This window comes from Neobacillus mesonae (assembly GCF_023715155.1).
Taxonomy (GTDB): domain Bacteria; phylum Bacillota; class Bacilli; order Bacillales; family Cytobacillaceae; genus Neobacillus; species Neobacillus mesonae_A.
This window is the reverse complement of record NZ_JAMBNQ010000001.1, coordinates 133,700-158,913: the sequence shown is the minus strand read 5'-3', so window position 1 is coordinate 158,913 and position 25,214 is coordinate 133,700. Positions and strand designations below refer to the sequence as shown.

Sequence of the window (25,214 nt, the reverse complement as noted above, 5' to 3'; positions counted from 1 at the left end):
TTTTCCAATTTGGTCATACTAACTATACTAAAAAAAGATGTAATCAATTTAAATATTTTAAACTTTCAAAGCTATTATCATCCTACCATTAAGAATGATTTTGGGCAATAACATTTTTGTAAAAAAGGAGATGAAACAAAATGAATGTAGAAATTGAATTTGATTCCTCTTGGCAGGATGATTTTTTAGACAGAATCGACGCTGACGGTCCATGGGGAGATTGGGAGCTTTTCAAACTGGCCATCCAAGTCGAAAAACATTTAGTCATACCAGAGTTTGAAGGATTGCAGGCACCGAAACATCTGCCAAATCTAACCCCGCTGCCGCACCAGCTTGAAACAGCTAAACAAGTAATTGAAAATATGAATGGCAAAGCGATTCTTGCTGATGAAGTTGGACTTGGGAAAACCATTGAAGCAGGGTTAATTTTAAAAGAATACATGATTCGCGGCCTTGTCAAAAAAGTATTAATTCTTGTTCCTGCCTCCCTTGTTACCCAATGGGGCCAAGAATTGAACAACAAGTTTTTTATTCCTGCCGTTACGCAGAAAAAAAGCTATGTTTGGGAGCAGTGTGATGTGGTGGTCTCCTCCATTGATACTGCTAAAAGAAACCCTCACCGAGATATTATTTATAAACAGGATTATGACTTAATTATTATTGATGAGGCCCATAAGCTCAAAAATAATAAGACAAAAAACTATGAGTTTGTCCAAAACCTAAAGAAAAAGTTTTGTTTATTGCTGACCGCTACACCTATACAGAACAGAATAGAAGAAATTTTTAATCTTGTGTCACTTTTAAAACCCGGACATTTAGGAAACGAAACAGCATTCTATGAAAGATATAAACGTGATTCTCGTTCGTTAAATGATAATGAGCATTTAAAAGAACTGGTCAATAAAGTAATGATTCGCAATCGCCGTGCGGATACTGGCATTGAATGGACCAAGCGCTATGTAGAAACAATTCCAATTGAATTTAGTCCAACAGAGAGAGAACTTTACGATGATATTTGCAGTCTAAAAAGTGAAGGCGATTGGCTTCAGTCCAGCGCATTTTCAGTCATGACCTTGCAGCGGGAAGCATGCAGCAGCAGAGAGGCTGTTTTTTATACTTTAAAAAATATGCTTCAAAAACAAGAAAATCCTGCACAGGCATATCAACAGCAGATTGAGTATTTAATTAAAAAAGTAGAGGCAGTTAAGCAGAATTCAAAAGCGGAGAAAGCCTTGGAATTAATTCAAAACATCAATGATAAAGTGATTATTTTCACTGAGTACCGGGCTACTCAATTGTATTTGCAATGGTATTTAAAACAAAATGGAATAACCTCTGTTCCTTTCCGAGGCGGCTTTAAAAGAGGAAAGAAAGACTGGATGCGTGAACTGTTCCAAAAGCATGCCCAGGTTCTAATCGCTACGGAGGCAGGCGGTGAAGGGATCAATCTTCAATTCTGCCATCATATTATTAACTTTGATTTACCTTGGAATCCAATGAGACTCGAACAGCGGATCGGCCGAATCCACAGGCTCGGCCAGGAGAATGATGTCAGGATTTATAATTTTGCAATTAAGGATACTGTTGAGGAGCATATCTTAAAACTTCTTTATGAAAAAATTAATTTATTCGAACGAGTCATCGGTGAGCTTGATGAGATTCTAACCAGACTTGATTTTGGCAACATTGAAGATCATTTGATTGATATATTCAGCGATTCCAGTTCTGAAGGAGAAATGCGAATCAAGATGGAAAACCTATCTTCTATGATTGAATTTGCTGAAAGTATGCAGAAAGGAGATTCACATGCAGCAGCAGGAAATTCATAGCTTTCTAATTCAATACTTTAAGGCAAACGATTGTCCAATACTTGAAAATAAACCAGGCTATTTAACAGTACAGTTAACTATTAAACTGGATAAAGAATTGATGAACCGCCCTTTTTACTGGCACTATTTAGAGAAAACCGGCGGGACTCCTAATCCAATGAAATTGACTCTGATTACTAATACGAAGGAAGCACCAGATAGCCTTAAAGGGGAAATCATTCATTTTGGATCCCCCAGACTGCATCAAATTTTTGCCTCGTCAAAGAATCTGGCCAGGTACATTCGGCTTTATGAAAACCATAGACATGGACAGCAGCAAACTCCCCTGCTGCCTTGGCTATGTTTGAATGTTAAAATATCCTACCAATGTGACCGGAAACGTGATGAGTTTAAAACCATCGGCCTGCAGCTTATAAACGGAGTAATGGTGGAAAATTTTCATGATCGGCTTCTGAAAATTCCTTTAACGCCAAAGATACCAGATTATTCTTTCACCCTGTCCCCGTTAGTAAAACCAAAAAGCGGAATTCTCAGGGTAGAAAAATATTTAAAATCAGAAATTGCCAAGGAAGACCATACATGGGCAGAAGAAGCAAAAAAACGCTGGGACCAAGATTTAAGGCTCCTTGACCATTTCTATGAGGATATCGAGGAAGAAAACGAAAGCTATGAAACAGAGAAAAAAGCACTCCAAGACCAATATGAACCAAAAATAAAAATATCCTTTATTAATGGCGGTCTTTTTTATCTAACTGAAAAAGCAATTTAATTCCTTTAAGACAATCTCAAATGGAGATTGTCTTTTTGTGACCTTCTACCCATTTTTGAAACATAATAGAAAAGATTGAAACAAAATTGCCACAACTTCGTCCTAACATATAGATGGATTTTTAAAGAGGAGGGGCAAAAATCAGATTATCTAGATATGTATTTTGGGGGACCGCCGTGTTATTCCTATTTACCCTTTTATTAACTGGATGTGTAAAGAATGATCAGCAAAAAAAGAAAATACCTGTTACGAACGAAAGAACAATTCACCCCCCCTCCTCACAAGTAAGTAAATGGAAATTACCAATTTCAGTTCCAGAGGGTGATTTTTACAGGATAGCCGGGTGGCTCTCAAATAACATGATACTTTATATAACAAACCTGCAGCAAACTTCAAATTTATATAGCTACAATCTTTTATCAGGAAAAAGCCAGTTCATTTATCATAGTGACCAGCCCATTGTTACCGTACAGATCAGTCCTTAAAAAAACTTCTTTTGGTTCATTCTTCACCATCGACATACGAAGGAATTGTTACGATTATCGATACAAAGGGAAATCAAAAGCTGAAGGAATCCATTCCTTCACATGATTTAACTTTTGAATGGAATCCATTTGATGAATCAAAGGTAATGATCTTGAAATTTACTGAGGATTGGAACTTTAAAGCAATGCAATTGGATTTAAAAAAAGCTAGACTAACGGAATGTTCTTTGCCCCAGCCTTTTTTAAAATGGCTTTCTTTAAATGAAATAGCTTATTTAAACTGGGATGAAGACCATCCATCTTTAAAAGCCCCGCTTGTAAAAAGGGACTTGGATACAGGGAAAGGAACCATCTTATATGAAGACATCACCCAGTTTGCAGCATTTCGAAAAATGTTGATCATCATTACTGCAGAGGGGCAATCATCATCAAAGGCAAAGTATACTTTTTATGGCCAAAATCGAAAGAATCTATTTACGTTTTCAATACCACAGCTGTCAAGCTATTCTGATTGGCTGGTTCCATTCTATGATTATAATGAATCAAACGGAAGTTTTATTACGTTCCAGCCGATTTCCAGCGGAGAAGCCGACGCTTATTCTGAAGGGTTTGACCTGGTTGAATATAATGTAATAAAGAAACAAAAACAGCTAATAGCAGAAGGCTTGGAAAATGAACCAATCAGCTTTTCTCCATCGGGTGATGTAATTCTTTACGGTAACAGCCTTGAGAAAATCATGGACCTGCATGAAAAGAAAACATACGACGCAGTGAAAGACTAAAAAAAAGACTGTCAATTCGACAGTCTTTTTTTAGTGGGTTCCAGTAGGGAAGCCTGAATTAACAAGAGTCATGATCGTAAACCAGCCAAACACTGCGAACGATGCAATTCCCCAGAATGCACCTAAAAGATTTTTATTCTTTAGTGCTTTGAAACCGCCAATGGCAGCAAGTATGGTTACAAGTGCAAAAATAATAACCAATCCCATGAATAATCCCCCTTAAGGCTATCGCCGATAGTTTGAAGAAAATTATGTAACTATATTATATACATTCGAATCCTATTTTATATTCTTTTCAGTCATTTGTCGAGGGCAAAAGAGATTCTTTTGTGCCGGAATATTGACTTTTATAATAATGCATTTCTTTTTCTCTTTCCAATTTATAGTGTAAAATAGATTAAAGCAAATACTATATGGAGGTTTAAATAAATGAAATGGCAGCAGCTTCCTTTAGGAAGTATTCAAACCAACTGTTATATTGTTGAAAATCCGGATCGTTCCTGTTTAATTTTTGATCCCGGCGGTGAAGCCAAAAAACTTATGAATCTGATCAATTCAAGGGGGGTAAAACCGATCGCCATATTATTAACTCATGCTCATTTTGATCATATTGGAGCTCTTGATGAGATTAGAGAGAAGTACCAAATTCCAGTTTATGTTCATAAATTGGAGGAAAAGTGGCTGGGTGATCCTGCCTTAAATGGTTCACAATTCTTTCCACTCATTGAAGCAGTCAAAGCAAATCCAGCTGACCATGTTATAAAAGAAGAAGGACTACTGAAACTTGCGGACTTCGAAATGAAAGTTTTTCATACGCCAGGTCATTCACCAGGAAGTGTATCTTATTATTTTGAAAAAGAAGGGGTTGTTATTTCAGGCGATGCTCTATTTCAGGGAAGTATCGGGCGCACTGATCTGCCTGGCGGAGATCAAAACCAGCTGTTAAAAAGTATCCATGATAAGCTTTTAACACTTCCTGAAGATACATACGTATTATCAGGACATGGTGAAGTAACTTCCATTGCCAATGAAATGGACAGCAACCCATTTCTTCACGGATTTTAATATAAGAAAAGCGCAATCAGCTCGGCCTCCCTTTGCTAACCTATTCAGAGATGAAGAATGGTGGTTTTAAAGGTATTGAAATTTATACTTTTATGACTCATATAGAAAGACCCTTTCTCATAGAGAAGGGTCTTTCGGGGGATGTTCTATTCATATAATGGGAGGGGATATTGTTAAGCTACTATCTTTACAATAAACTAAAGTTAACACCGTGTCAATAGTGTTTATATCATTAGAGGAGTAATTATGTTTGCCTATTTAAAGAACTTAATATTACATTCACCTTACCAATTAATTTCATATGCAGACTTCATTGGAGCTGCCCTTTATCACCCCCAATTTGGCTATTATATGAAAGATAAACAGAAAATTGGACGGCAGGGTGATTTTATTACCACTAGTAATATTTCTGATGTGTACGGAAAATTAATGGCAAAGTGGTTTTCAAAAGTATCTGAAAAAAATGATTTGCCGCTCGTTTTTTGTGAAATTGGAGCCGGCAATGGACGTTTTGCCCAAGCTTTTTTAGAGGAATGGAAAAAGACGATAAAAAAAACAATACAATACAACATTATTGAAACAAGTCCCTATCATAGAAAACTGCAAAAAGAATTGTTGTCATCCTATACATGTGTCAATCAATTTGAAAGTCTGAATGAAACATCCCCCTTTGAAGGGATAATCTTCTCCAATGAACTATTTGATGCCCTGCCGGTTCATGTAATTGAAAAGGTTAATGGCAAGCTTTATGAAATTATGATTGGTTTCACTAATGAACAATTAGCAGAACAAAAAATTCTATTACAGAACAAGGAAATTTTATCTTTTTTAGAGGAAAATCAATTAAATCTAGACGATGGGCAGCGAATCGAAATCCCATTGGCAATGAATGAAATGCTCAGGCAAATTTCCCGTTCCTTAATCCGGGGGTTTGTTGTAACAGCAGATTACGGCTATACGATTGAAGAATGGAAAGATCCAAGACGTGCTAAAGGCAGTTTAAGGGGATTCTATCAGCATAAGCTGATTGATAATGTTTTACTTAATCCTGGGGAGATAGATATTACGACCCATATCCATATTGATTACCTGATTCAAAAAGGCAATCAATATCATTTACAATTTGTAACTAGACTTAGACAGGATGAGTTTTTACTGAAAGCCGGTATCTTAAAAGAATTAGAAAATCATTATGACCCAAACCCATTCTCGGAAGTCAGCCGCAGAAACAGGGCTATCCGCAGTTTAATATTGCCAGGGGAGATTAGTACCTTTTTTCAAATTGTTATCCAAGAAAAGGGTCTTTCGATAATGAGTGATGATTTATTTGAATAAAAAATATGGCTCTTTTCGTAATGTTTGTTGTTTTTGGGGATAAATAATGAACAGCTCCAAACTGTATTTTCGATATTGTAAAAAGCAACAATCTTTTAGAAAACATCCAAAATAAAAAACGCCGGAGATATTCCGGCGTTTTTTCGAGCTCAATGTCCTCCGCCAAGCGGCATCATGAACGTTGTCCAATATGTGAATCCCGCGAAGAAAATAGTTAAATAAGCTGCGAAAATATGTAAATACATACGTTCTGAAAGCTTAAGATAACTAAGAAGAACGAAGAATCCAGTTTGGGCTAAGAAAAGCATTGCTGTCTTATCCATATCCCCCAGATAAAACATGACAGTAAAAATTGCTGTCCAGAAACCACATACTCTAAACATGCGATCCATATGTATCCCTCCTTTTACCCTGCGAATACCATCAATATAATATTATAAAGTAAACGGCAGTATAATGTAAATAATGGTTTCATATTTGTTGTCAAAAATTAGTTTGAGATTAATGCTTGATATGAGCAGGAATCACATCCAGAAAACATATTTTCTTTTTCAATCAGTTCTACAGAATCGAATAGAACTTCAAACATCCCTTTAAGAAATTCATGGTGCATACTGCAAACGGTTTGGTGTTCTTCTGCCACTTCTTTAAAAGGACAATTAAATATCTGAAAATAGATTTTCGTTCCTTCCTCATTTGTTTCAAATTCAGGATAGAACCCCGCAAGTGTAGCAGCGTTTTGTAATATATTGAGCTTCTCACTAAATTTTAATGCATCTCCAAGTGATCTTTTGGCCATTTCCTGTTCTATTAATTCAGTTCCAAAACGCTTTCCAGTTAAAAACAGTGCCTTTTTTCCAGCATCGCCAAGTGACAGCATGGTTTGAATTGCTACTTTTGATAACAGCATGTAATCACGGAATGGAAAATGAAGCTGAATTACATCCTCGGATAAGCGATATAATCTGCTGGGACGTCCGCCTTTTCCGGTTTTCTTTGTTTCAGAAATTAACATATTAACATCTTCCAGCTTTGATAAATGGAGTCTTGCTACATTGGGATGAATTTTGAAATGATCAGCCACTTCTTGAACAGTAACCTCTTTATGGCGTTTAGTAATGTATTGATAAATATAATATCTCGTTGGATCTGACAGAACATTTGTAATCTTTAATGTTTGTTCCATTCGGCTCACCTCGGCCCCTTGATTTATTCCCATTATAATACAGTGTTAGAGAAGTGGGAACGAGGTTAATACTATAAACACTATAAGTTTAGAAAATGTTCACAAATTCAGTCAAAATTTTGTAACAATTAATCAAATGATTGTAATTGAAAAAACCCTAAGTTTGAAAATAAATTCAACTTAGGGATAAAAATTCACTTTAATGTCTTCGTCTACGCTTACGCTTTACCTCAGAATACAAAACGTATGGCAGAATACCAAACCAACGGTACCAAAAAGATGCCTTCGTTTGTTTCTTCTCCAGCCGAAGCCGTCTGCGTTCCTCTTTTGGCTGATCAGCATATTTTACAATTGTCTGTGTCATATATTTAACATAATCGTTTGTTTTCAATGGACACACCTGCCTTTTAATAGTCCAGTCCAGCGCTGGTTACGACGGTTGCGCGCTCTTATTACAGTACAAGTATGTCCATTTTTCCAGATTCCAATCAATTTATCCCGCTGAAACGGACAGTTAGATCCCCCTCGAAAGTAAGAAGCATATGCCGGGTTCAACTGCCGCTTGCGCCTTGTTGGTTTTGATACAGTGAAACTTACCAGCTTTTAAGCAAAGATTCGATTGAGCCAATCGCAATTGTACTGACTTATTATCGGTGTGATTACAACGATACTGGAGGACAGTAACCCGGGAGATGAGAGCACCCCCTGAGGATAGAAGTTTCAATTTATTGCGATTCTATCCATTTAATTAATTTCTTGCTTTCTGTATCAAATACACCGCTCCCCAATGCAGTAATTCCAGATTTTAAACTAAGTGTAAAGTTGACGGTTTGACTGGAACCGCTGGGAGGCTCTGCTTGGAAGTTCATGATTCCTTCTTGAAATTGAATGGTTCCCTTTGTTGGAATTACTCCCTCAGATACCAATCTGTTCTCCAATTTTTTTACTGTGGAAAGAAAATAATATTCTTGCTGCTGAATAGTCTCCGTTTCGTGCATTAATTTTCTTTCAGATAACAGACGTTCAACATTCATTGAGAAAAATAGCAGAAAAAGAATCAATAGACATAAGGTAAATGGATAGGTAAATCCTTTTTCACTATTATTCATAAGGGGTTCTCCCACTCAACAAGAGGGTATGCAATAACTGAATGTTCTTTTCCCCAACTGTCTGTAACAGTTACTTTGACGGCATTTTTTAAAAGTGTGAATGAGTATGTTGAAACATGCTGAAGAACAATTTCGTGTCCTGTAAAATTCACTCTTCTCCTTATGTTGGTCTCATATCTTTCATAAGAAACCGTATCTGATCCTTTTGTCAGCAATAGTTGCCCTGTTCCAATGACCTCCGCTTTCGTGGAAAACCGAATTTCTTTTTTAAACTGATTGCAAAAAACCTCCCATTCCATAGTCTGTAATCTAATCTTGCTCTCCTTTTGTTCAAGGATGACATGAAAAATAGGTGTAACAAACGAAATAACAATCATAAAAATGGTTAAAGCCAAAAGCACCTCAATTAATGTAAAAGCCTTCTCATTCGAGCTTGCCGCACTTCTCAACTTCAGGGCGGCCAGTTTTCCCCATAGCACTAACACATACCTCCTTGAGGCTGCTTCCCTCCAAATCCTTCCAATAAATTTCATATACAATACCGTTTTGACTAAAGGATTGATTTCTATAATCAACTGTATCATTCAATTTCCCCTGTAATTCTTCAAACATAAGCTGACGCGCTGCTTTTTCCTTTTCCAATCCAATTGTTTGTTGCCTTAAATCGATTAATAATGGGATAAAATAAAGGCAAATCAAGAACATTGCTGATAATGACAGCAGCAGCTCAAGAAGAAAATAGCCATTATTGTTCCGTAACATAAAACCGCCCCCTGCCAATCAAAAAGGTCAGCCGGTATGTTTTCGTTTTCGTACGAATAAAGATGGTACCAAATCCATTCAAATTCCCATTTGGCATAAATTTAATCGTTAAAAGAAGAGAGCCTTCGGTTATATAATATTTTTTAGAATATTTTCTTTCAAAAAATGGCTGAATGGCTGTCCGTTCTGAAAAATTATATTTATATTGGCTTGGCGAAAAAACGACCAAGACTTCATGTTGATGTGACAAAGCATAATTTTGCGCATAAAATAGGTCAGCTTGTAACTGTGTTAAAAATGCTTCATCTTCAAGCAGATTATTTTCAGGCTTTAATGAAAAAATGGTTACAGAGGCAAGAACCACAAAAATAGAAAGGACAATAAGTGACTCTGCTAAGGTAAAACCTTTTTGATTTGCTTTCATTATGGTGCAGCTGTCGCTGTGACATTGCCTTCACCGTCAATGTTTACATTATCACCATTTGGACAGTCTGCCGCTCCTTCATTTAAATAACCAGCAGACTCAAGCTCCGCCATTGTTGGGACCTTATTATTTTCCATTTGATATGCCTGAACCTCAGACTGGACCATTTTCACATATGCCTCACAGCCTTTAGTATTAATATTCTTGTTATGTTTAGTGACATTTGGAATCGTTATGATTAACAGAACTGAAATGACCAGCATGACAATCATCATTTCAATTAATGTAAACCCTTTTTCATTAACAAGTATTTTTCCTTTCATGTTGTAACCCCCATATTTTATATTCCATCTAATAAATGAAACATCGGTAAAAGTATTGCTAAATACATTGAGACAACCAGGAACCCGATAAACAGATAAAGAATCGGCTGAATGATTTTTAAACTATTCTCGATTAATTCTTCCATAACGGTAATACAATGCTTGCTGAAAAATAGTAATTCCTGCTCTAATTTTCCATTTTCCTGCCCATGCTTAATGATCATTGGAAATTCCTTTTCAAAAATATAGATGGCTGCTAAAATCGTTTCCAATCTTTCGCCGGTAAGCAGTTTTCGTTTTATTTCCTTTCCAAGCTCACTATACAAGGGTTGTCTTTTATTTTTTTCAAACAGAATTAATGCTTCGGATACGGATACACCGCCAGATAATAGAAAACTTAACTGAATGGAAAAATAGTGGGTAAACAGCAATTTGAGGATTCTGCCAATTATAGGGATGCGAGCGAGCAATGCACGCTGCTTCAAAACGGATAATTTACGGAAGCTGAAGAAATAATATATTGCTGTTATTGATAGGATGGCTGAGAGTAATTCAACGCCAATTGGAAAATATTCTTCGAAAGCATAGATTACCTTGGTAAAAAAATTTGCCTCAAGACCTAATGAGTTAAAAAGAGTAATAAATCTTGGCAATAATGTCCTTTGTATAAATACAAACAAGAAACCGGTAATTGTAATTAGGAGCACCGGATATTGAAGTAATTTTAGAAGTTTCTTTAAATCCTTATCTTTTAACAGTACTAAGCTGCTGCCTTCCAGCAAGGCATCAGCAAAACTGCCATGCTGTTCCGCAAAATAGACATAGCCGATTAAATCCTGATGAAATCCCAAAGTTTCAAGAACATCATGAAACGGCACACCTCTTTGCAGCTCTATTAAACATTCATGGAGCTCACCTTTCCGATAATCAGATAAATGGTATGAAATGGATTCAATTGCTTCAGCGATGGGGTAGCCTCTGGCTAATAATTCACCCACCCTTCTTAAAAAGCTTGCCTGCTCGTTCATCGTCCATTTATCGTTGATCATTGTCAAACACCAGCCGATCATATTCAGATGGCTTTATAAAACCTAGCACGATTCCTTTTCTGATGACATTTTTTAATGTCCGGTAGTTTGCCGTAATCTTTTCCCCCTTTGCGGCCCTCATAGCAGCGTTTAAATTTCTCCCTGACAACAGTTCAAATACACTTGCTCTTTTCCATCTTCCGCTAGTATAACAATTTGGAGAGCACTCATCTTCACAGAATGGACAAGTTAATTCGACTAATCTTTGAGCAGTGACCGCAATCAAAGTCTGCTCCACTTCCAGCCAGTTCACACCAAATTCTCTTAAGCGAAACACAGCACCTTTTGCATCCCGGGTATGCATCGTTGTCAGCACCAAATGCCCAGTAAGTGCTGCACGCACAGCAATTTTCGCTGTTTCTGCATCCCTGATTTCCCCCACCATAATAATATCTGGGTCATGACGTAAAATGGCCTTTAATCCAGCTGCATATGTAACCCCTGCTTTTTCATTTACCTGTACCTGCAGGACGGAATCATAGGTTTTTTCTACTGGATCTTCAAGTGTTATGACATTGCGGTGAAAAAGGTGTGCAGTTTCATTTAATAGGGAATACAAGGTTGTGGTCTTTCCTGAGCCAGTCGGTCCGGTGAAGATGATTAAACCATGGGCATGTTTAAGCAGAGCCAATAATTTGCGTGTCATTGATGGGAATAGTGAGAGCTGGTGAAAAGGAATTTGGTCTTGCTGCGGCAATAGACGAATTACAAGGCTTTCTCTGTTGTTTGAAGGAAGGGTTGACAGCCTTAATCCCATTATTTGTCCGTTAACATTGCAAACAATTGCTCCGCTTTGCGGGCGTCTTCGTTCTCCGATATCCATATTTGCCGTGAATTTAAAATGGGATATTAATCTTTCACACTCATTTTTCGGAAGCGTTAGCCGTGGAATAAGTTTGTTTGTTAAACGGATTTGTACAAGTGTGTCATTCTGTCGAGGACTAATGTGAATATCTGTCGCCTGGTTTCTTGCTGCATCGGAAATAATTCTGTTAGCTAAAATTTCAATCTCACTAACAATAGGAAACACCACCTTTTTTATTTTGTCATAAGTATAATTCGACACCTTTCTTCTTTTTCCTCTTTTATTTTTAAAAAATATTTTTTACAAAAAAACCCGCTGGAAGCAGGTTTTAGTTGTTTTCTAATTTATTTTTAATCAGCCAAGCAGCACCGATCACTCCTGCATGATTCTCCAACGATGCCAGTGTCAGCTTTGTTGAATTTCGAACAGATGTGAAAGCAAACCGGTCAAAATGAGTTTTTACTAAGCTTATAAGGAAGTCTCCAGACTTTGAGACCCCGCCGCCAAATACAATCTTTTCTGGATTAAGTGTATTTGCTATATTAGCTAAGGCCAGCCCTAGGTGGAGGGCAGCCATATCTGCCACTTTTTTGGACACTAAATCACCACTTAAAGCACAATCAAATACATCTTTCGCTGTAATAGAGCCCTTAACCCTGTATTGCTCCGCTAATTCTCCCGCTGCGCCAGGCTCCCTCAGTGCTTCCATAGCTAATCTTACAATCCCTGTTGCGGAAGCAACTGTTTCAAGGCATCCTGTTTTTCCACAGTTACATGGTGCCCCGCCGAAGGGAATGACAGTAATATGCCCGATTTCACCGGCAGCCCCATATATTCCGCGGACAATATTTCCATTTGCAATGATACCACCGCCGACGCCTGTTCCCAATGTCACACAAACAAGGTCGGCTGCACCATTTCCAGCACCCATCCACATCTCACCCAGCGCAGCACAATTTGCATCATTTTCAATCAACACTGGAAGGGCTGTCAATTCCTGAAGGCTTGCCTGTAATGGAAAGTAATCCTGCCATCCTAGATTAACCGTATTTAATATTATGCCATTTTCGTAGTCAATCGGTCCTGGGGCGCCTATGCCGATTCCCGCTAATTGCTCCTTATCTTTCCCATGTCCCTTCAATTTTCCTGATATTGAATCTGCAATATTTAATGTGATGTTTTTCCCTTCATCACGGTTATCTGTTGGTATTTCCCATTTTTCTACAATCTCCCCGTCCATCGTGATGAACGCAAACTTAGTGGTGGTACCGCCTAAATCCACCCCCGCAACCCATTGTCCAGCCATTCTTATTCACCTGCTTTGTCTTTTATCCTTCTCCATTTGAATTTCATGCCTTAAAATCAAGAGAGCAGTTTGAAATTCTCGTGTTTCAATTAACTGTGATTGATAAAGCTCCTTTAGTTCGGCTTCCATTAGTTCAAGATCTGCGATCCGGTCGCCTATGTAAATAATGGTTCCAAATTTTTTTAAATATTGTTGTATATCATAGACTGTTTTCATCTAAAGACCCCCTGCGCCATTTTCTTGAAAGTTCATTCATTGTTACACCTTAGTATAACCTTCGAAAGATATCCCCCTCAAGACTATTCAATTTTATCCAGATAGCTCCAATATCTCTCATTTAAAATATATTTTATTGTCATTGGCCAATTATCTTTCCCATATAACAGTAATAGGACAAACAGATATTGGTACCTGGAAGGATGATTACATTCGTGAAAAAATTATTTTCTATCTTGGGATGCATTCTATTAATTTCTATCTTTAGTGTCATTATATATCAAGTGAAACAACCCAAGGCACTTGAAAGTATTACTTTTTTTCCTATTGCTCCAGATACAGACTTTTCCAGTGCTGAAACAAAAATTAAGTTAGTTGATAAAGATAGGATCTTATGGAGAATTCATTCAGCATTAGATAAACGTGCTTATTTGAGGCAGGATGCAGGTTTTTTATTTTCGAATGGCAGGCTGATTGAAAGACTTGGGAATTGGAAACAGAACATTAATACTTTAACACAGGAGAAAAAAATTCCGGTAAAAGAAAACATGTTTTTGGAAGCCATTACCTTCCACTATGCGGAACTTCATGAAAAAGGTGGACAAATCTTTAGTGCACAAGCATTATCTCAAGACAGTTTATACGTTATCAAGGAACATCCAGGTATATACATAAGCTTTCATACGCCAAAAACGACTGAACAAAACACTTGGAAAGATCAATTAGATGATCAAACAGAACAAATGCTGCGTTATAGCTGGAATAAAGGTATCAGGCACTATGGAATCCATCTAAAAAATTACGAAGCATATCCTTTAAATGATTTTTCACAAAAGGCAAAAGAAGGTTTTTCAGGGTTTACGAAGGAGAACGCAGCCAAGATGATAGGTCGTTTATGGGAAGGGCTTTATAAGAATTATTTTCTAGGAATCACAAAACAGGATGGCACTAAAGTGGCTTCAACCGGCAGTACCATCCCGCTAATACTATTAGCCAAGGATAAAACGCATTTATTAGTGTTAACTGAAACAGCAAATGGTGAATCTATACTCCTCCGCCAGAACCTTGGTACTGGTTAATTTCCTTTACCAAATCTGCATAGGGCTTATGATTAGGTTTCAGCTTGACAGCCTTTTCTGCATTCACTTTTGCCTCATTTATGTTATTTTCATCAAGATAAATGAGAGCAAGATTATAAAAGGCTTCATGGAAATCAGGGTTAAGTTCGATGGCTTTTTGCAGATGTGATTTGGCATCATCGAGCATACCCTTTTTGATTTCCGCATAGGACAAGAGAAAATAAAGTTTGTCGGATGGTTCTGAGGCATTTTTCTCAAAATCCTTTAAAATATGATAGGCGCGGTTATAGTCATTTTGTTTAATATATTCCTGTGCCACCACTAAGGCAGAGGTATCATCCTGGGATTTAACAGATGGACTGAAACCATAAGAAAGAGCTCCCCATGTGATAACTGCGGACATGATTAGAAAAATTAACTGCAGGAACAACTTCTTTTTCTTAGGAAAATGGACAATCCCTGCTGCAAGGAAACCACCCAAAAGTCCGCCCAAATGACCGGCATTATCTATACCAGAAGCCGTAAAACTAAAAACAAGGTTGATTCCAAGGACGATAATCAAATTCATTCCCATTGTCCGGGAAAATAATTTTGGGAAAATCATTCCAAAATAAAGCAATGACCCAAAACAGCCATAAATGGCACCGCTTGCCCCTGCAGATAAGTTTGAACTGAAAATAAAACTAGCAATGAATCCTAAAATGCCTGCAAACAAATAAATAAATAAGAATCGGGTTTTACCAAATATCCGCTCAACCGCTGTTCCAAGATAATATAAAGCAAATGTATTCAAAAGCAAATGCAAAAATCCGATATGTAAAAAGATAGGTGTAAAAAAACGCCACCATTCTCCATCATAGATTAATTGATTCACTTTTGCCCCGTATTTAATGAGTGTTGAGGTATTGGTACTGCCTCCATTCAGCTGAAGCAACAGAAAAACAGCTATTTGAATAAAGATAAACACGTAAGTAAAAAAAGGCTTACTGTTTGAAAAAATATTTTGTTCTGCGTTTACTTTATCGATGGCATATGTTAATGTTTCCTGTTTCAGTGTCTGAACTGCTTGTTCCGAATATTCCTCATTTCTTGGATAATAGACCGGGTGCTGAAGCACTTCCGACAATGTCTTAAATCCATCTTCCATAGTCCCCTGTGCCAGCAGAACTGATTGAACCATTGTTTTATTTCCTTCAGGATAAATATACGGTTTTTCAATTCGATATTCATATTCATCAACAGGAGGAAATTCACTTATATAAATATTCAAAACCTGAAGTTCACGGCGGCTTAATTGGCGCCTGACTCTTTCTCCATTGGCAGCGGTAAAGTCAATGTCCCGCTGCAGGGCATTACTCCAATCTAAATCTTCCCGTTTGAGTCTAATGATGGGAGCCGTTTTGTTTTCCAATTTTTCAAGCCAAAGTTCCTTTTGATTTTCAAACAATTGGATAATACGATAACCAAAGCCGGTTATGAATGTATTAGCCAATTTCCAAAAAAGATAATCCTTTTTACTATCCATTTCTCCCCTGCTTTCATCTAGATTTCCTTTCTCCATTATAATCGAAAACCCATCATTACATGAATCAAACACTCTTTTTATATTTGGCTATGTATAACTTAACTGTTGATTGTGCTCCAGACATTTAACAGTTTACGGGAGGATCGATGAGTCTTCGTGCCCGGTGAACCAATCATACAGTTATAAAATTAAAAATACTCTCCAACTCAACTATATTTTAGTGTAAGACAAAATAAAGAACCATCTGCGGCTTTCACCAATCAGATGGTCTTCCAAAAATAGACTGCATCATTTTGTTTTTTACTCCCGGCAAACTCATAATAGAGCCGACTGCAAGCCTTCTCATCCAGCCAGAGGCAAGGAGCATATTGATAATTCTAAATCTGTAACGGTAGGCAAAATACCCAATTGACCCAATCATCAGTATCGATGTCAGCATTCGAGACATTTCCATCCCTCCTGCCATTATTCTGTGGAAATATCTATAATTTTATCCAAAAGAACATTAAATTGTATAATACAGAACGCATATTGCCAAAATCGAAGAAAGTACTCCCGAAAGAAAATTCACCATATCATTTTCCATAAGAGTAATCCCTTTTATTCTTTTGGTTTGCATGCCGCAATGAACTTTCTTCTCGGTTTCCAGTCCGCATCTGCTGCATACATATAACTGTTGGTAGAATGCACCTACCAATGTATCCATAACATTTCCGAAATAGCCAAATAGAAAAATCATGATTCCCAAAACCAGGGCTAATTTAAAGAACCAGACGCTGATGACAGCAATCAGCAAAGCTCCCATTAATGCTGCGATTGTGCCTAACCCGCTGACCGCTCCAGATGTGCCTCGTTCAACCCGCTTAAAATTTCGGATATAGATGGGATCCTTTTTGCTTAAACTGCCAATCTCAGATGCCCATGTATCGGAATTAGCACTGGCAAGTGATACGGCAAACCCAAGTACCCAAATAATCGATTGATCAAATAGATAAAGAACACTAAACAGGGCAGCTGCACCCCCGTTAGCAAATACCTGGCGCCAGTCCCTTGCACCGCCTTTTGCTAATTTTTCTTCCATTTTTTCCTTGGCCGCACTTTTATATTTGGACCAATAGCTGGAGGAAACAAAAAATACACCTAATAGAATTAACCCGTTATAATGCAACCCCAAGTAAACCGCATAACCGACAATAGCAGCAGCTATGGCGCCTGATTTACTTAAAGAACGTACCATATAGCCCGCATATCCTAAAAATATCATGGCAGCCAAAATGATAACGTGCTCCATCATTTTGTCTTAATTACCTCTGTAGGCGTAATAATTTTTGCAATGGGAAGATCGTATTCTTCCACTGAAAATTGAGGAATAATCTGTTCATTAAAGGCAAGTGATACCGTATTTCCTGTATAGCTGGTTAAATACCGGTCATAATATCCACCGCCAAATCCAATTCGATATCCCTCTCTTGTATAGGCCAGTCCTGGAACAATTAAAAGATCTATTTGCTCCGGCTTCACTTCCTTTGTTATTTCAGGAATTGGTTCAAGCAGCCCATAAAATACGGATTCAAGCTGTGAAAATTCCGTTATGATATGAAAAGATAACTTCTTTTCATTCGGGATACATTTGGGGACAACAATTGTTTTCCCCGTCTCCCAAGCTTTGCGGATTATTTGATATGTATCAACTTCAGGCTGTTTAGAAACAGTAATCCCGATTATATCGGCTTGTTTCCATATTTCATCTTCATACAATCTTAAACCAATTTTATAGGAGTAATCTTCATAGAGGGGTTTCGAAAGCCGGGATAGAATTTCTTTTACCTTTTTACGAATCGTTTTTTTATCAGACATTTTCATCAAACCTCCCTTTTTTCTGCACAAAAAAACAGCAGGAAAGCACCTGCTGTTTATTTTGTTTCACGGTGTACAGTTGTACGCTTTTCTCTTGGGCAATATTTCTTTAGCTCAAGACGATCTGGGTTGTTACGCTTATTTTTTGTTGAAATATAGTTACGGTCTCCACATTCAGTGCAAGCTAACGTAATATTCACACGCATGTTTATTTCCCTCCAAACGATTAAGCTTGTTCGTTCATACGACTTTTCTATAATATCATTTTTCAACAGGAAAAGCTAGTGAATTTTTTAGAAGAGCTTGCTCCATTGCAATTAGATCGTTTTTATTCTTTCCCGAAATCGACCAAGTGCTTATTTTTTCTGTCTTTTGCGGGTTAACTTTTATATTAACCGCTAATATGCTGGCAGCAGGTCCTTTTGCCATCGGCTGATACTTTAGATGTCCCTTTTGCAGCGAACTCCATATTTGATCAGTAAATGCATTCCATAACGGTATTGTTGTGTATTCCTTTATATCTTCCTTATGATGCTGGAGGTTAACTAAAAAGACGTTCTGGCCCCCATGATGAAAAATCCGTTGATCTGTTGGCGATATAAATGTCAGACAATCCTTGTTTACATTTTGAAAATGGTGCATTGCCAGGATTTTTATATTCTTTTCATGGCTTCCATGGTTACTGATTATTAGTTGATTAAAACTAATTTTGGTATGAATCTGTTTTTTTAATACTTTTAGGATTAATCCATCTCCATAAAGAACCTTTTCCATCTGATTAGGCAGCCAAAAGTATCTGCCATCCACCCAAATTCCAGGAATAAAATGAAGCTGTTCAACAGAAGACTGACGATTTAAGAAATGACGGTTTTGCTTAAACTCTAATGTATTAATCATATCACTTACACCTTTGTTAGATTATTGGGTGTTCCATTTGCGTTAGCACGTATATTCAATATAGTATCTTCCATTACTCGAGTTGTTTCAGCGGCAATTCTCGGCCACCCATAAAGGCTTCGAGCAGCTTTTCCACCTTTTAATCCCATTTCCTTCGCAATTTTTCCATTGTTTCTAATAAAATCTATTTGCTTAAGTAAACTTTCGGGATCACCAGGAGTCATGACTAATCCTGTTTGTGTATGCTTTACAATTCCCTTCATTCCGCCGGTATTCGAGACAATAACAGGTTTCTCCTGAATCATTGCCTCAAGGGTCACAATGCCAAACGGTTCATACAAACTTGGAATGACCACTATTTCACTGCCATGAATCAAAGCATCTCTCTCTTCCTCTGAAACATTGCCAACGAAGACAAGATAGTTTGATAAATTTAAATCCTTCACCTGCCGTTGATAGGTATCCAGCATCGGTCCTTTTCCTGCTGTCACAAAAAAGTAGTCTTGATTTCTCTCTTTTACAATCTGAGCTGCCTTTAATAGGGTTTCAAATCCCTTTTCCTTAACCATTCTTCCAATTGAAAAAATGTACTTTCTCCCGTTTAATTCAGGAAAAATCTCATCTGCTTTTAAACTAATTGATGCAGGCTCAATACCGTTTGGAATAACTGCTGCCTTTTTTTCCTCTATATGAAAAATTGACGTCAGGGATTCCTTCATATAATCACTGCAAACAATCAATTGCTCCGCTGAAGAAATTAAGCTTTTCTCTCTTTCATGGATAAACCTTTGAATTCTATTGTGAATTCCATTATTTCTTCCGTATTCTGTAGCGTGAATGGTTGTTAAAAGCGGTATCTCCAATACCTTTTTTAAAGCAATCGCTGCTGCTCCTACAAGCCAGTCATGAGCATGTATAATATCGAATTTTATTTCTTCTGCTAATTGTTCTCCTTTAAAAGCCATGGCTAAATTCAGTCCGCCAATCCATGATAAGAAATGATCATCATGTTCATTGATAGGTTTTACTCTATGCACATGGACTTTATCTGTCATTTCATACCCATAAAGGGTATCCTTCCCTGCTGTTAAAACATGTACCTCATGTCCCTGACAAGCCATTTGATTTGCTAAATGAAAAACATGATTAGACAGTCCGCCAACAACATTTGGGGGATATTCCCAGCATAACAATAATATTTTTAACTGCCATTTATGATTAACTCCTTGATTTAACTTGTTTTTTTCTTTCATCACCTTAGCCATTACTTCTCCTCCATGTCATCTTCTTCGCCATAATAACTATAAGTACTCACATGGTCTGTCCATTTTGGGGGGTCGGCTTCATACCGCAGCATTTCCAACTGATCATGGCTTAAGAGATTACTGGATAATTCACATTTTGGAGTTTTTACACAATTGGATCGATAGAGAGGAAAATAACCAGTGGCCGGAATAAGAACACCTAACTCTGCAACATAACTTCGATTCGCTGCTAAGCCTTTCACAAACCAATGTCCATTTTGATAAGGTACGGTGATTTCATAAAACTGGTGGGCATTCTTACCGTCAAAGATTATATCGGTTACATCATAAACTCTTATTACCGAAACAAGTTCTGTTAAATGAATATTGAAATATGATATAAGTACTTTATCAGCTATTTCAGAAACATCCCAAAAGAGGGCGATCTTTTTAGCAGTTACCATGCGTACATTAAGTTCCCTCTTTAATGGAATAAGAGTCTGTTCTTTCTTGTCTTCTGAAGGCTTTCCTATTTCACTTTTCAGACTTCCTATCCTAAGTGCTTTTCTCTCTTCAGGATTCTTCCTCCATTTATTATAGCGATATTGTACCTTGCCAACCGTCGTATTTAGTTCTTCGGCAATTCTCCGAAATGAAAGTCCTTCCTTTCTCAATCTAAGAATTTCGTTAATCATCATTTCTCAGGTCTCCTAATCTAGTAATATATGTTTTATTTAGAAAAATATGAATAATGATCGATAATGTAATGGTATCATTAGATTGGAAGCCTTACAATAAACGCAAATTGTCGTATTTTGCCCTTCCCATTGTTTTGAGGGGTTTGAGCTGGGAAATTTTTTATGTAACCATTCTAAATGATAAAATTTGACAGACTGAAAAGGTTTAATAGAAGTGGATTCGACAAAAAAAGATGAGTACAATATGTCTCATCTCCGTCTGTTCTTGATACTTATTTATTAAGATTGAAACGTTTACCTGTTTCAAGATAAACAACATTCTCAGCGATATTGGTAGAATGATCGGCGATCCTTTCAATAAAACGGCAAACAAATGCTAATTGGATTATTTGATTCGTAAAATCAGGATTTTGCGGGATGTAGGTAAGCAGCTCTTTAACTAGTTCCCCAAACATTTTGTCTACCTGATCATCCTTTTCAGCACATTTCTTGGCAAGGGCAGGATCCTCGGCATAAAATGCGGTAATGGCTTCAGTTAACATCTCGAGCGCCATTTCCATCATACGAGGAATATCGATTAATTCCTTCAGATGTTTTTCATCACCGATGTGAACGACTGATTTCGCGATGTTTACGGCAATATCTCCTAATCTTTCCACTTCAGATGAAACTCTTAAAGCCACATGAAGTCTTCGTAAATCTTTGGCCACCGGCGACTGCATTGCAATCAGCATCAATGCCTTTTCATGAATCTCATACTCAAGGTCATCGATAATATTATCATTATTGATGACCTTATTTGCAAGTTCAATATCTTGGTTTAACAAAGACAACATCGCATTTTTAATAGCTGTTTCTGCTTCATCTGCCATTTTTAATTGGAGTGACTTTAATTCTTTTAAACTTTCATCAAAATTGGACCTTGTATTCATAAACATCACCCAAATCTTCCTGTAATATAGTCTTCCGTTCGTGAATCCGCTGGTGTAGAGAATATTTTTTCCGTTTTATCAAATTCAATTAATTCTCCCATTAAGAAAAAGGCTGTTTTATCAGAAACCCTTGCTGCCTGCTGCATATTGTGGGTCACAATAACAATAGTATATTTTTCTTTTAGCTCAAAAATTAATTCTTCAATTTTCAAGGTAGAAATCGGGTCAAGAGCAGAAGTCGGTTCATCCATTAACAATACATCTGGTTTGGTTGCAAGTGCCCTCGCAATACAAAGCCTCTGCTGCTGTCCGCCTGAGAGCCCCAGTGCCGGTGCATTTAAACGATCTTTTACTTCATCCCATAATGCTACATCTATTAATGACTTTGTAACAATTTCGTCCAGCTGCTTCTTTTTCTTTATACCATGAATTCTCGGCCCATACGCAACATTATCGTATATTGACTGAGGAAAAGGATTTCCTTTTTGAAAGACCATACCTACATGTTTACGCAATTCAACTAAGTCTGTTTTAGGGCTTAAAATATTTTGTCCATCAAAATTAACCTCACCGGTTATCTTTACATTAGGTACCATCAAATTCATCAAGTTTAGAGTCTTTAAAAAAGTAGACTTGCCGCAGCCTGAAGGGCCAATCATAGCCGTAACTTCTTTCTTTTGAATTGGAAAGTTAATCCCCTTCAAAGCATGATGATCACCGTACCATAGATTTAAATCCTTCACATCAAAAATATCTCTAGTTATTGTTATAGCTGCCAAGGTAATTCCCCCTTATCCGAACCGTCCGGAAATATATTCCTCTGTCTTTTCAACAGATGGATTGGTAAAGATTTTTTCAGTTCTGTCATACTCAATTAAATCTCCGTTCAAAAAGAACGCGGTTTTATCTGAAATACGGGATGCCTGCTGCATATTATGTGTAACAATAACAATGGAATAATCCTTTTTTAAATCAACAATTAAATCTTCTACTTTCGCATTTGAAATCGGATCTAACGCAGATGCAGGCTCATCAAGAAGAATAACATTCGGTTTCATCGCAATAGTCCTAGCAATACAAAGCCTCTGCTGTTGTCCGCCTGAAAGTGAGTATGCTGATGAATGAAGCCTATCCTTCACTTCATCCCATAGTGCTGCATTCCGCAAACTTTCTTCAACAATCTCATCCAGCTTGCTTTTCTTTTTTATGCCTGCAAACTTAAGGGCATGCGTAATATTCTCATAAATAGATTTAGGAAATGGATTTGGTTTTTGAAATACCATGCCAATTTCTTTCCGCAAAGCTGTCACATTTATATCTTCAGCCAAAATATTGAGGCCCTCATAAATAATTTCGCCCTTTGCATAAGAACCAGGGATTAAGTCATTCATCCGATTGATGCTGCGCAAAAATGTCGACTTGCCGCATCCTGAGGGACCAATTAATGCCGTGACCGAGTTTTTTTCAATTTCCATTGAAATTCCATTAACTGCCCGCTTTTCCCCATAAAAAATTTGTAAATTGTTTACCGATAAAATACTTTCTAGCCGGTCATTATGATGACTTGGAGCAGTTACATCCATAGTAGTTCTCTCCTTTAAGGCTGTTACCATTCGACTCCCACCTTTTTTATTTAGTTGCTGTGATCCGCTTATGAATCATACTTCCAATCCAGCGGGCCGCTAAATTAAAGATCAATACAGAAATAACGAGTACAGCAGCGGAGCCGCTTGAAACTGCCTCAACATCGGGAATTAACCCTTGTGTGTTCACTGACCATATATGAACCGCCAAAGTCTCAGCTGGGCGGAAAATATTCAATGGAGATTGATCTGAAAATGGATTCCAGTTTGCATAATCCAGTCTTGGTGTTGAAAGACCAGCAGTAAATAGTAATGCTGCTGCCTCGCCAAAAACACGCCCTGCCGCTAATATTGCCCCTGTTAAAATGGAAGGAAAAGCTGCTGGCAAAATAACTGTTTTTATTGTATGCCAATGGGTGATCCCCAATGCAAGACTTGCTTCTTTTAAATCCCGTGGTACAGCCCGGATGGCATCCTCCGTTGTCCGCACAATAGTTGGTAAGTTAAACACCGTTAGCGCCAATGCGCCGCCTAAAATGGTATATCCCCAGCCAGTAGTATTAACAAACACCAATAATCCAAACATTCCAATAACGATTGATGGCAAAGATGATAATACCTCGATACAGGTACGAATAAAGTCTGTTACCTTCCCCGGCTTGGCATATTCGGCCATATAAATTCCGCCGCCTACTCCAATTGGAACGGTTATGAGCATCGTAATAAACAAAATATAAAATGAATTAAATAATTGATCGCGAATTCCACCGCCGGCTCTTACATTACTTGAAGGGGTTGTTAAAAAATCAAATGAAATATACTTAAACCCATTTACAAATATATAGAAAAACAGTCCTGCAAGAATGGCTGTAATGATGATGGCGATAGCGATAAAAACACCCGTTGCTATTCGGTCAGCTGTTCTGCTATTCAACGTAATTTCCTCCTTGATGACAGATAGCGAATGAGAAGTATGAACGCGAAGGACATGATTAATAGAATAAGCCCCATCGACCACAGCGTATTATTCTCAACACTGCCATATGTGGTATGTCCCATGTTTAATGTAATAATAGTCGTTAATGTTGCCGATGCATCCAAAATACTATTTGGCAGATCACGGACGTTACCAATAACCATTTGAACAGCTAAAGCTTCACCAAATGCTCGAGCCATCCCAAGAATAATCGCTGTTAATAAGGAAGGAAGCGCCGCAGGTACTAAGACTTTGCGAATGGTCTGCCATCTGGTTGCACCTAAAGCATAGGATCCTTCACGCAGATGATTTGGCAGTGAACTCATAGCATCAGTCGCGATTGTTGTAATAGTAGGTAAAATCATAATGGCAAGGACAATCATTCCAGAAAGCAGACTGAATCCTAATCCGCCAACATTTTCCCTGATAAACGGAACTAAAACCGTCAATCCAATAAAACCATAGACAACTGATGGAATTCCTACTAGAAGCTCTACGATTGGCTGCAGAACTTTTCTACCCCAAGATGGAGCAATTTCTGTCATAAAGATTGCACCGCCAATCCCTAATGGTGCTGCAATAAGAGCAGCAAGAAAGGTAACTGCAAAGGAACCGAAAATAAATGGAAGCACACCATATGCCGGATTCGCTTTATCGGTAGGGTTCCATTTAGTGCTGGTTAAAAACTCTAGTATACTAACCCCGTTTTTCGTAAAGGATTGCAGCCCTTTAGTACCAAGGAAAATGGTTATAGCAATCGCAGCCGAGATCATGATTACAGCACACAATATGACAAAGAATTTGCCGCGAAATTCCCCGCCGAGTCTGCTTCTTTTCGATTTAAGTAATCTTTCTTGTGCAGAAAGAAGCTTTTCCATATTAAACCAAACTCCTCTTAAATACGTCATAATAGGGTAAACGCATAGGAGCATTTACCCT

32 protein-coding genes are annotated in these 25,214 nt (G+C 37.6%); 6 read left to right on the top strand and 26 right to left on the bottom strand.

Annotation, left to right across the window (positions count from 1 at the left end; genetic code table 11):
- The first annotated feature begins 140 nt into the window (after positions 1 to 140).
- The 3 genes from M3183_RS00880 to M3183_RS00870 all read left to right on the top strand — a co-directional run bounded on the left by M3183_RS00880 (position 141) and on the right by M3183_RS00870 (position 3,865).
- Entirely contained in the window at positions 141 to 1,829 is a 1,689-nt protein-coding gene (locus M3183_RS00880) for a DEAD/DEAH box helicase (RefSeq protein WP_251465477.1), read from the top strand.
- A complete protein-coding gene (locus M3183_RS00875) occupies positions 1,807 to 2,598 on the top strand; it encodes a YqhG family protein (RefSeq protein ID WP_251465476.1) in 792 nt (263 codons plus the stop codon). The genes M3183_RS00880 and M3183_RS00875 overlap by 23 nt, the downstream gene beginning before the upstream one ends.
- 496 nt (positions 2,599 to 3,094) lie before the next feature.
- Entirely contained in the window at positions 3,095 to 3,865 is a 771-nt protein-coding gene (locus M3183_RS00870; RefSeq protein ID WP_251465475.1) for a YqgU-like beta propeller domain-containing protein, read from the top strand.
- Between the two features lie 30 nt (positions 3,866 to 3,895).
- Here M3183_RS00870 and M3183_RS00865 read toward each other — a convergent pair whose 3' ends face one another.
- Positions 3,896 to 4,072, bottom strand: a complete 177-nt coding sequence (locus M3183_RS00865) for a DUF2759 domain-containing protein (RefSeq protein WP_251465474.1) — start codon at positions 4,070 to 4,072, stop codon at positions 3,896 to 3,898.
- Between the two features lie 222 nt (positions 4,073 to 4,294).
- On the opposite strand from M3183_RS00865, the gene M3183_RS00860 reads away from it, so the two are divergent.
- Together M3183_RS00860 and M3183_RS00855 are read left to right on the top strand one after the other, a co-directional pair.
- Positions 4,295 to 4,930: an MBL fold metallo-hydrolase gene (locus tag M3183_RS00860; protein ID WP_251465473.1), complete on the top strand. Its 636-nt coding sequence runs from the start codon at positions 4,295 to 4,297 to the stop codon at positions 4,928 to 4,930.
- A 246-nt stretch (positions 4,931 to 5,176) separates the two neighbouring features.
- Entirely contained in the window at positions 5,177 to 6,265 is a 1,089-nt protein-coding gene (locus M3183_RS00855) for a class I SAM-dependent methyltransferase (protein WP_251465472.1), read from the top strand.
- Positions 6,266 to 6,414: 149 nt separating this feature from the next.
- Here the strand turns inward: M3183_RS00855 and M3183_RS00850 are convergent, their stop codons facing one another.
- The 12 genes from M3183_RS00850 to M3183_RS00795 all read right to left on the bottom strand — a co-directional run bounded on the left by M3183_RS00850 (position 6,415) and on the right by M3183_RS00795 (position 13,484).
- Positions 6,415 to 6,657: a DUF2626 domain-containing protein gene (locus tag M3183_RS00850; RefSeq protein WP_251465471.1), complete on the bottom strand. Its 243-nt coding sequence runs from the start codon at positions 6,655 to 6,657 to the stop codon at positions 6,415 to 6,417.
- A 98-nt stretch (positions 6,658 to 6,755) separates the two neighbouring features.
- Entirely contained in the window at positions 6,756 to 7,451 is a 696-nt protein-coding gene (locus M3183_RS00845; protein ID WP_251465470.1) for a helix-turn-helix transcriptional regulator, read from the bottom strand.
- A gap of 199 nt (positions 7,452 to 7,650) precedes the next feature.
- The gene (locus tag M3183_RS00840; protein ID WP_251465468.1) at positions 7,651 to 7,842 is read right to left on the bottom strand and encodes a YqzE family protein; all 192 of its coding nucleotides are present in this window, start codon (positions 7,840 to 7,842) and stop codon (positions 7,651 to 7,653) included.
- 334 nt (positions 7,843 to 8,176) lie between these two features.
- Complete coding sequence (gene comGG, locus M3183_RS00835) at positions 8,177 to 8,560, bottom strand: competence type IV pilus minor pilin ComGG (protein ID WP_251465467.1); 384 nt, start codon at positions 8,558 to 8,560, stop codon at positions 8,177 to 8,179.
- On the bottom strand, positions 8,557 to 9,039 hold the full coding sequence (gene comGF / locus M3183_RS00830) for a competence type IV pilus minor pilin ComGF (protein ID WP_251465466.1): 483 nt from the start codon (positions 9,037 to 9,039) through the stop codon (positions 8,557 to 8,559). The genes comGG and comGF overlap by 4 nt, the downstream gene beginning before the upstream one ends.
- Positions 8,984 to 9,322, bottom strand: coding sequence for a hypothetical protein (locus M3183_RS00825; protein ID WP_251465465.1), 339 nt, complete (start codon positions 9,320 to 9,322; stop codon positions 8,984 to 8,986). The genes comGF and M3183_RS00825 overlap by 56 nt, the downstream gene beginning before the upstream one ends.
- On the bottom strand, positions 9,306 to 9,746 hold the full coding sequence (gene comGD, locus M3183_RS00820; protein ID WP_251465464.1) for a competence type IV pilus minor pilin ComGD: 441 nt from the start codon (positions 9,744 to 9,746) through the stop codon (positions 9,306 to 9,308). The genes M3183_RS00825 and comGD overlap by 17 nt, the downstream gene beginning before the upstream one ends.
- Positions 9,746 to 10,069, bottom strand: a complete 324-nt coding sequence (comGC, locus tag M3183_RS00815; RefSeq protein ID WP_251465463.1) for a competence type IV pilus major pilin ComGC — start codon at positions 10,067 to 10,069, stop codon at positions 9,746 to 9,748. Before comGC ends, comGD begins: the two co-directional genes overlap by 1 nt.
- A 17-nt stretch (positions 10,070 to 10,086) precedes the next feature.
- Positions 10,087 to 11,118 carry a competence type IV pilus assembly protein ComGB gene (gene comGB / locus M3183_RS00810; protein ID WP_251465462.1) on the bottom strand — a complete coding sequence of 344 codons (1,032 nt, stop codon included), beginning with the start codon at positions 11,116 to 11,118 and terminating at the stop codon, positions 10,087 to 10,089.
- Positions 11,105 to 12,223, bottom strand: a complete 1,119-nt coding sequence (gene comGA, locus M3183_RS00805; RefSeq protein ID WP_311315334.1) for a competence type IV pilus ATPase ComGA — start codon at positions 12,221 to 12,223, stop codon at positions 11,105 to 11,107. The genes comGB and comGA overlap by 14 nt, the downstream gene beginning before the upstream one ends.
- Before the next feature lie 67 nt (positions 12,224 to 12,290).
- Positions 12,291 to 13,268: an ROK family glucokinase gene (locus tag M3183_RS00800; protein ID WP_251465457.1), complete on the bottom strand. Its 978-nt coding sequence runs from the start codon at positions 13,266 to 13,268 to the stop codon at positions 12,291 to 12,293.
- Positions 13,269 to 13,274: 6 nt separating this feature from the next.
- Positions 13,275 to 13,484, bottom strand: coding sequence for a YqgQ family protein (locus M3183_RS00795; RefSeq protein WP_251465447.1), 210 nt, complete (start codon positions 13,482 to 13,484; stop codon positions 13,275 to 13,277).
- A 215-nt stretch (positions 13,485 to 13,699) separates the two neighbouring features.
- Here M3183_RS00795 and M3183_RS00790 point away from each other — a divergent pair, with 215 nt between their 5' ends.
- Complete coding sequence (locus M3183_RS00790) at positions 13,700 to 14,563, top strand: hypothetical protein (protein ID WP_251465445.1); 864 nt, start codon at positions 13,700 to 13,702, stop codon at positions 14,561 to 14,563.
- Here M3183_RS00790 and M3183_RS00785 read toward each other — a convergent pair.
- From M3183_RS00785 to pstC, 13 genes are all read right to left on the bottom strand, one after another.
- Complete coding sequence (locus M3183_RS00785) at positions 14,529 to 16,088, bottom strand: rhomboid family intramembrane serine protease (protein ID WP_251465436.1); 1,560 nt, start codon at positions 16,086 to 16,088, stop codon at positions 14,529 to 14,531. The genes M3183_RS00790 and M3183_RS00785 overlap by 35 nt on opposite strands.
- Positions 16,089 to 16,341: 253 nt before the next feature.
- Complete coding sequence (locus tag M3183_RS00780; RefSeq protein ID WP_251465427.1) at positions 16,342 to 16,536, bottom strand: hypothetical protein; 195 nt, start codon at positions 16,534 to 16,536, stop codon at positions 16,342 to 16,344.
- Between the two features lie 57 nt (positions 16,537 to 16,593).
- The gene (locus tag M3183_RS00775; protein WP_251465425.1) at positions 16,594 to 17,382 is read right to left on the bottom strand and encodes a DUF92 domain-containing protein; all 789 of its coding nucleotides are present in this window, start codon (positions 17,380 to 17,382) and stop codon (positions 16,594 to 16,596) included.
- Complete coding sequence (locus tag M3183_RS00770) at positions 17,379 to 17,945, bottom strand: 5-formyltetrahydrofolate cyclo-ligase (protein ID WP_251465424.1); 567 nt, start codon at positions 17,943 to 17,945, stop codon at positions 17,379 to 17,381. Before M3183_RS00770 ends, M3183_RS00775 begins: the two co-directional genes overlap by 4 nt.
- 56 nt (positions 17,946 to 18,001) lie before the next feature.
- Entirely contained in the window at positions 18,002 to 18,151 is a 150-nt protein-coding gene (rpmG, locus tag M3183_RS00765) for a 50S ribosomal protein L33 (RefSeq protein WP_042355049.1), read from the bottom strand.
- A 55-nt stretch (positions 18,152 to 18,206) separates the two neighbouring features.
- The gene (locus tag M3183_RS00760) at positions 18,207 to 18,842 is read right to left on the bottom strand and encodes a hypothetical protein (protein WP_251465422.1); all 636 of its coding nucleotides are present in this window, start codon (positions 18,840 to 18,842) and stop codon (positions 18,207 to 18,209) included.
- 5 nt (positions 18,843 to 18,847) lie between these two features.
- Positions 18,848 to 20,107, bottom strand: coding sequence for a glycosyltransferase family 4 protein (locus M3183_RS00755; RefSeq protein WP_251465420.1), 1,260 nt, complete (start codon positions 20,105 to 20,107; stop codon positions 18,848 to 18,850).
- A complete protein-coding gene (locus M3183_RS00750) occupies positions 20,107 to 20,784 on the bottom strand; it encodes a DUF4912 domain-containing protein (RefSeq protein WP_251465419.1) in 678 nt (225 codons plus the stop codon). Before M3183_RS00750 ends, M3183_RS00755 begins: the two co-directional genes overlap by 1 nt.
- 272 nt (positions 20,785 to 21,056) lie before the next feature.
- A complete protein-coding gene (gene phoU, locus M3183_RS00745) occupies positions 21,057 to 21,722 on the bottom strand; it encodes a phosphate signaling complex protein PhoU (RefSeq protein ID WP_251465418.1) in 666 nt (221 codons plus the stop codon).
- Positions 21,722 to 22,495, bottom strand: coding sequence for a phosphate ABC transporter ATP-binding protein PstB (pstB, locus tag M3183_RS00740; RefSeq protein WP_251465417.1), 774 nt, complete (start codon positions 22,493 to 22,495; stop codon positions 21,722 to 21,724). The genes phoU and pstB (M3183_RS00740) overlap by 1 nt, the downstream gene beginning before the upstream one ends.
- Before the next feature lie 12 nt (positions 22,496 to 22,507).
- Positions 22,508 to 23,299: a phosphate ABC transporter ATP-binding protein PstB gene (pstB, locus tag M3183_RS00735; protein WP_251466232.1), complete on the bottom strand. Its 792-nt coding sequence runs from the start codon at positions 23,297 to 23,299 to the stop codon at positions 22,508 to 22,510.
- Between the two features lie 46 nt (positions 23,300 to 23,345).
- Complete coding sequence (pstA, locus tag M3183_RS00730; protein WP_251465416.1) at positions 23,346 to 24,233, bottom strand: phosphate ABC transporter permease PstA; 888 nt, start codon at positions 24,231 to 24,233, stop codon at positions 23,346 to 23,348.
- Positions 24,230 to 25,153: a phosphate ABC transporter permease subunit PstC gene (gene pstC / locus M3183_RS00725; protein ID WP_251465415.1), complete on the bottom strand. Its 924-nt coding sequence runs from the start codon at positions 25,151 to 25,153 to the stop codon at positions 24,230 to 24,232. Before pstC ends, pstA begins: the two co-directional genes overlap by 4 nt.
- Positions 25,154 to 25,214 lie beyond the last annotated feature (61 nt).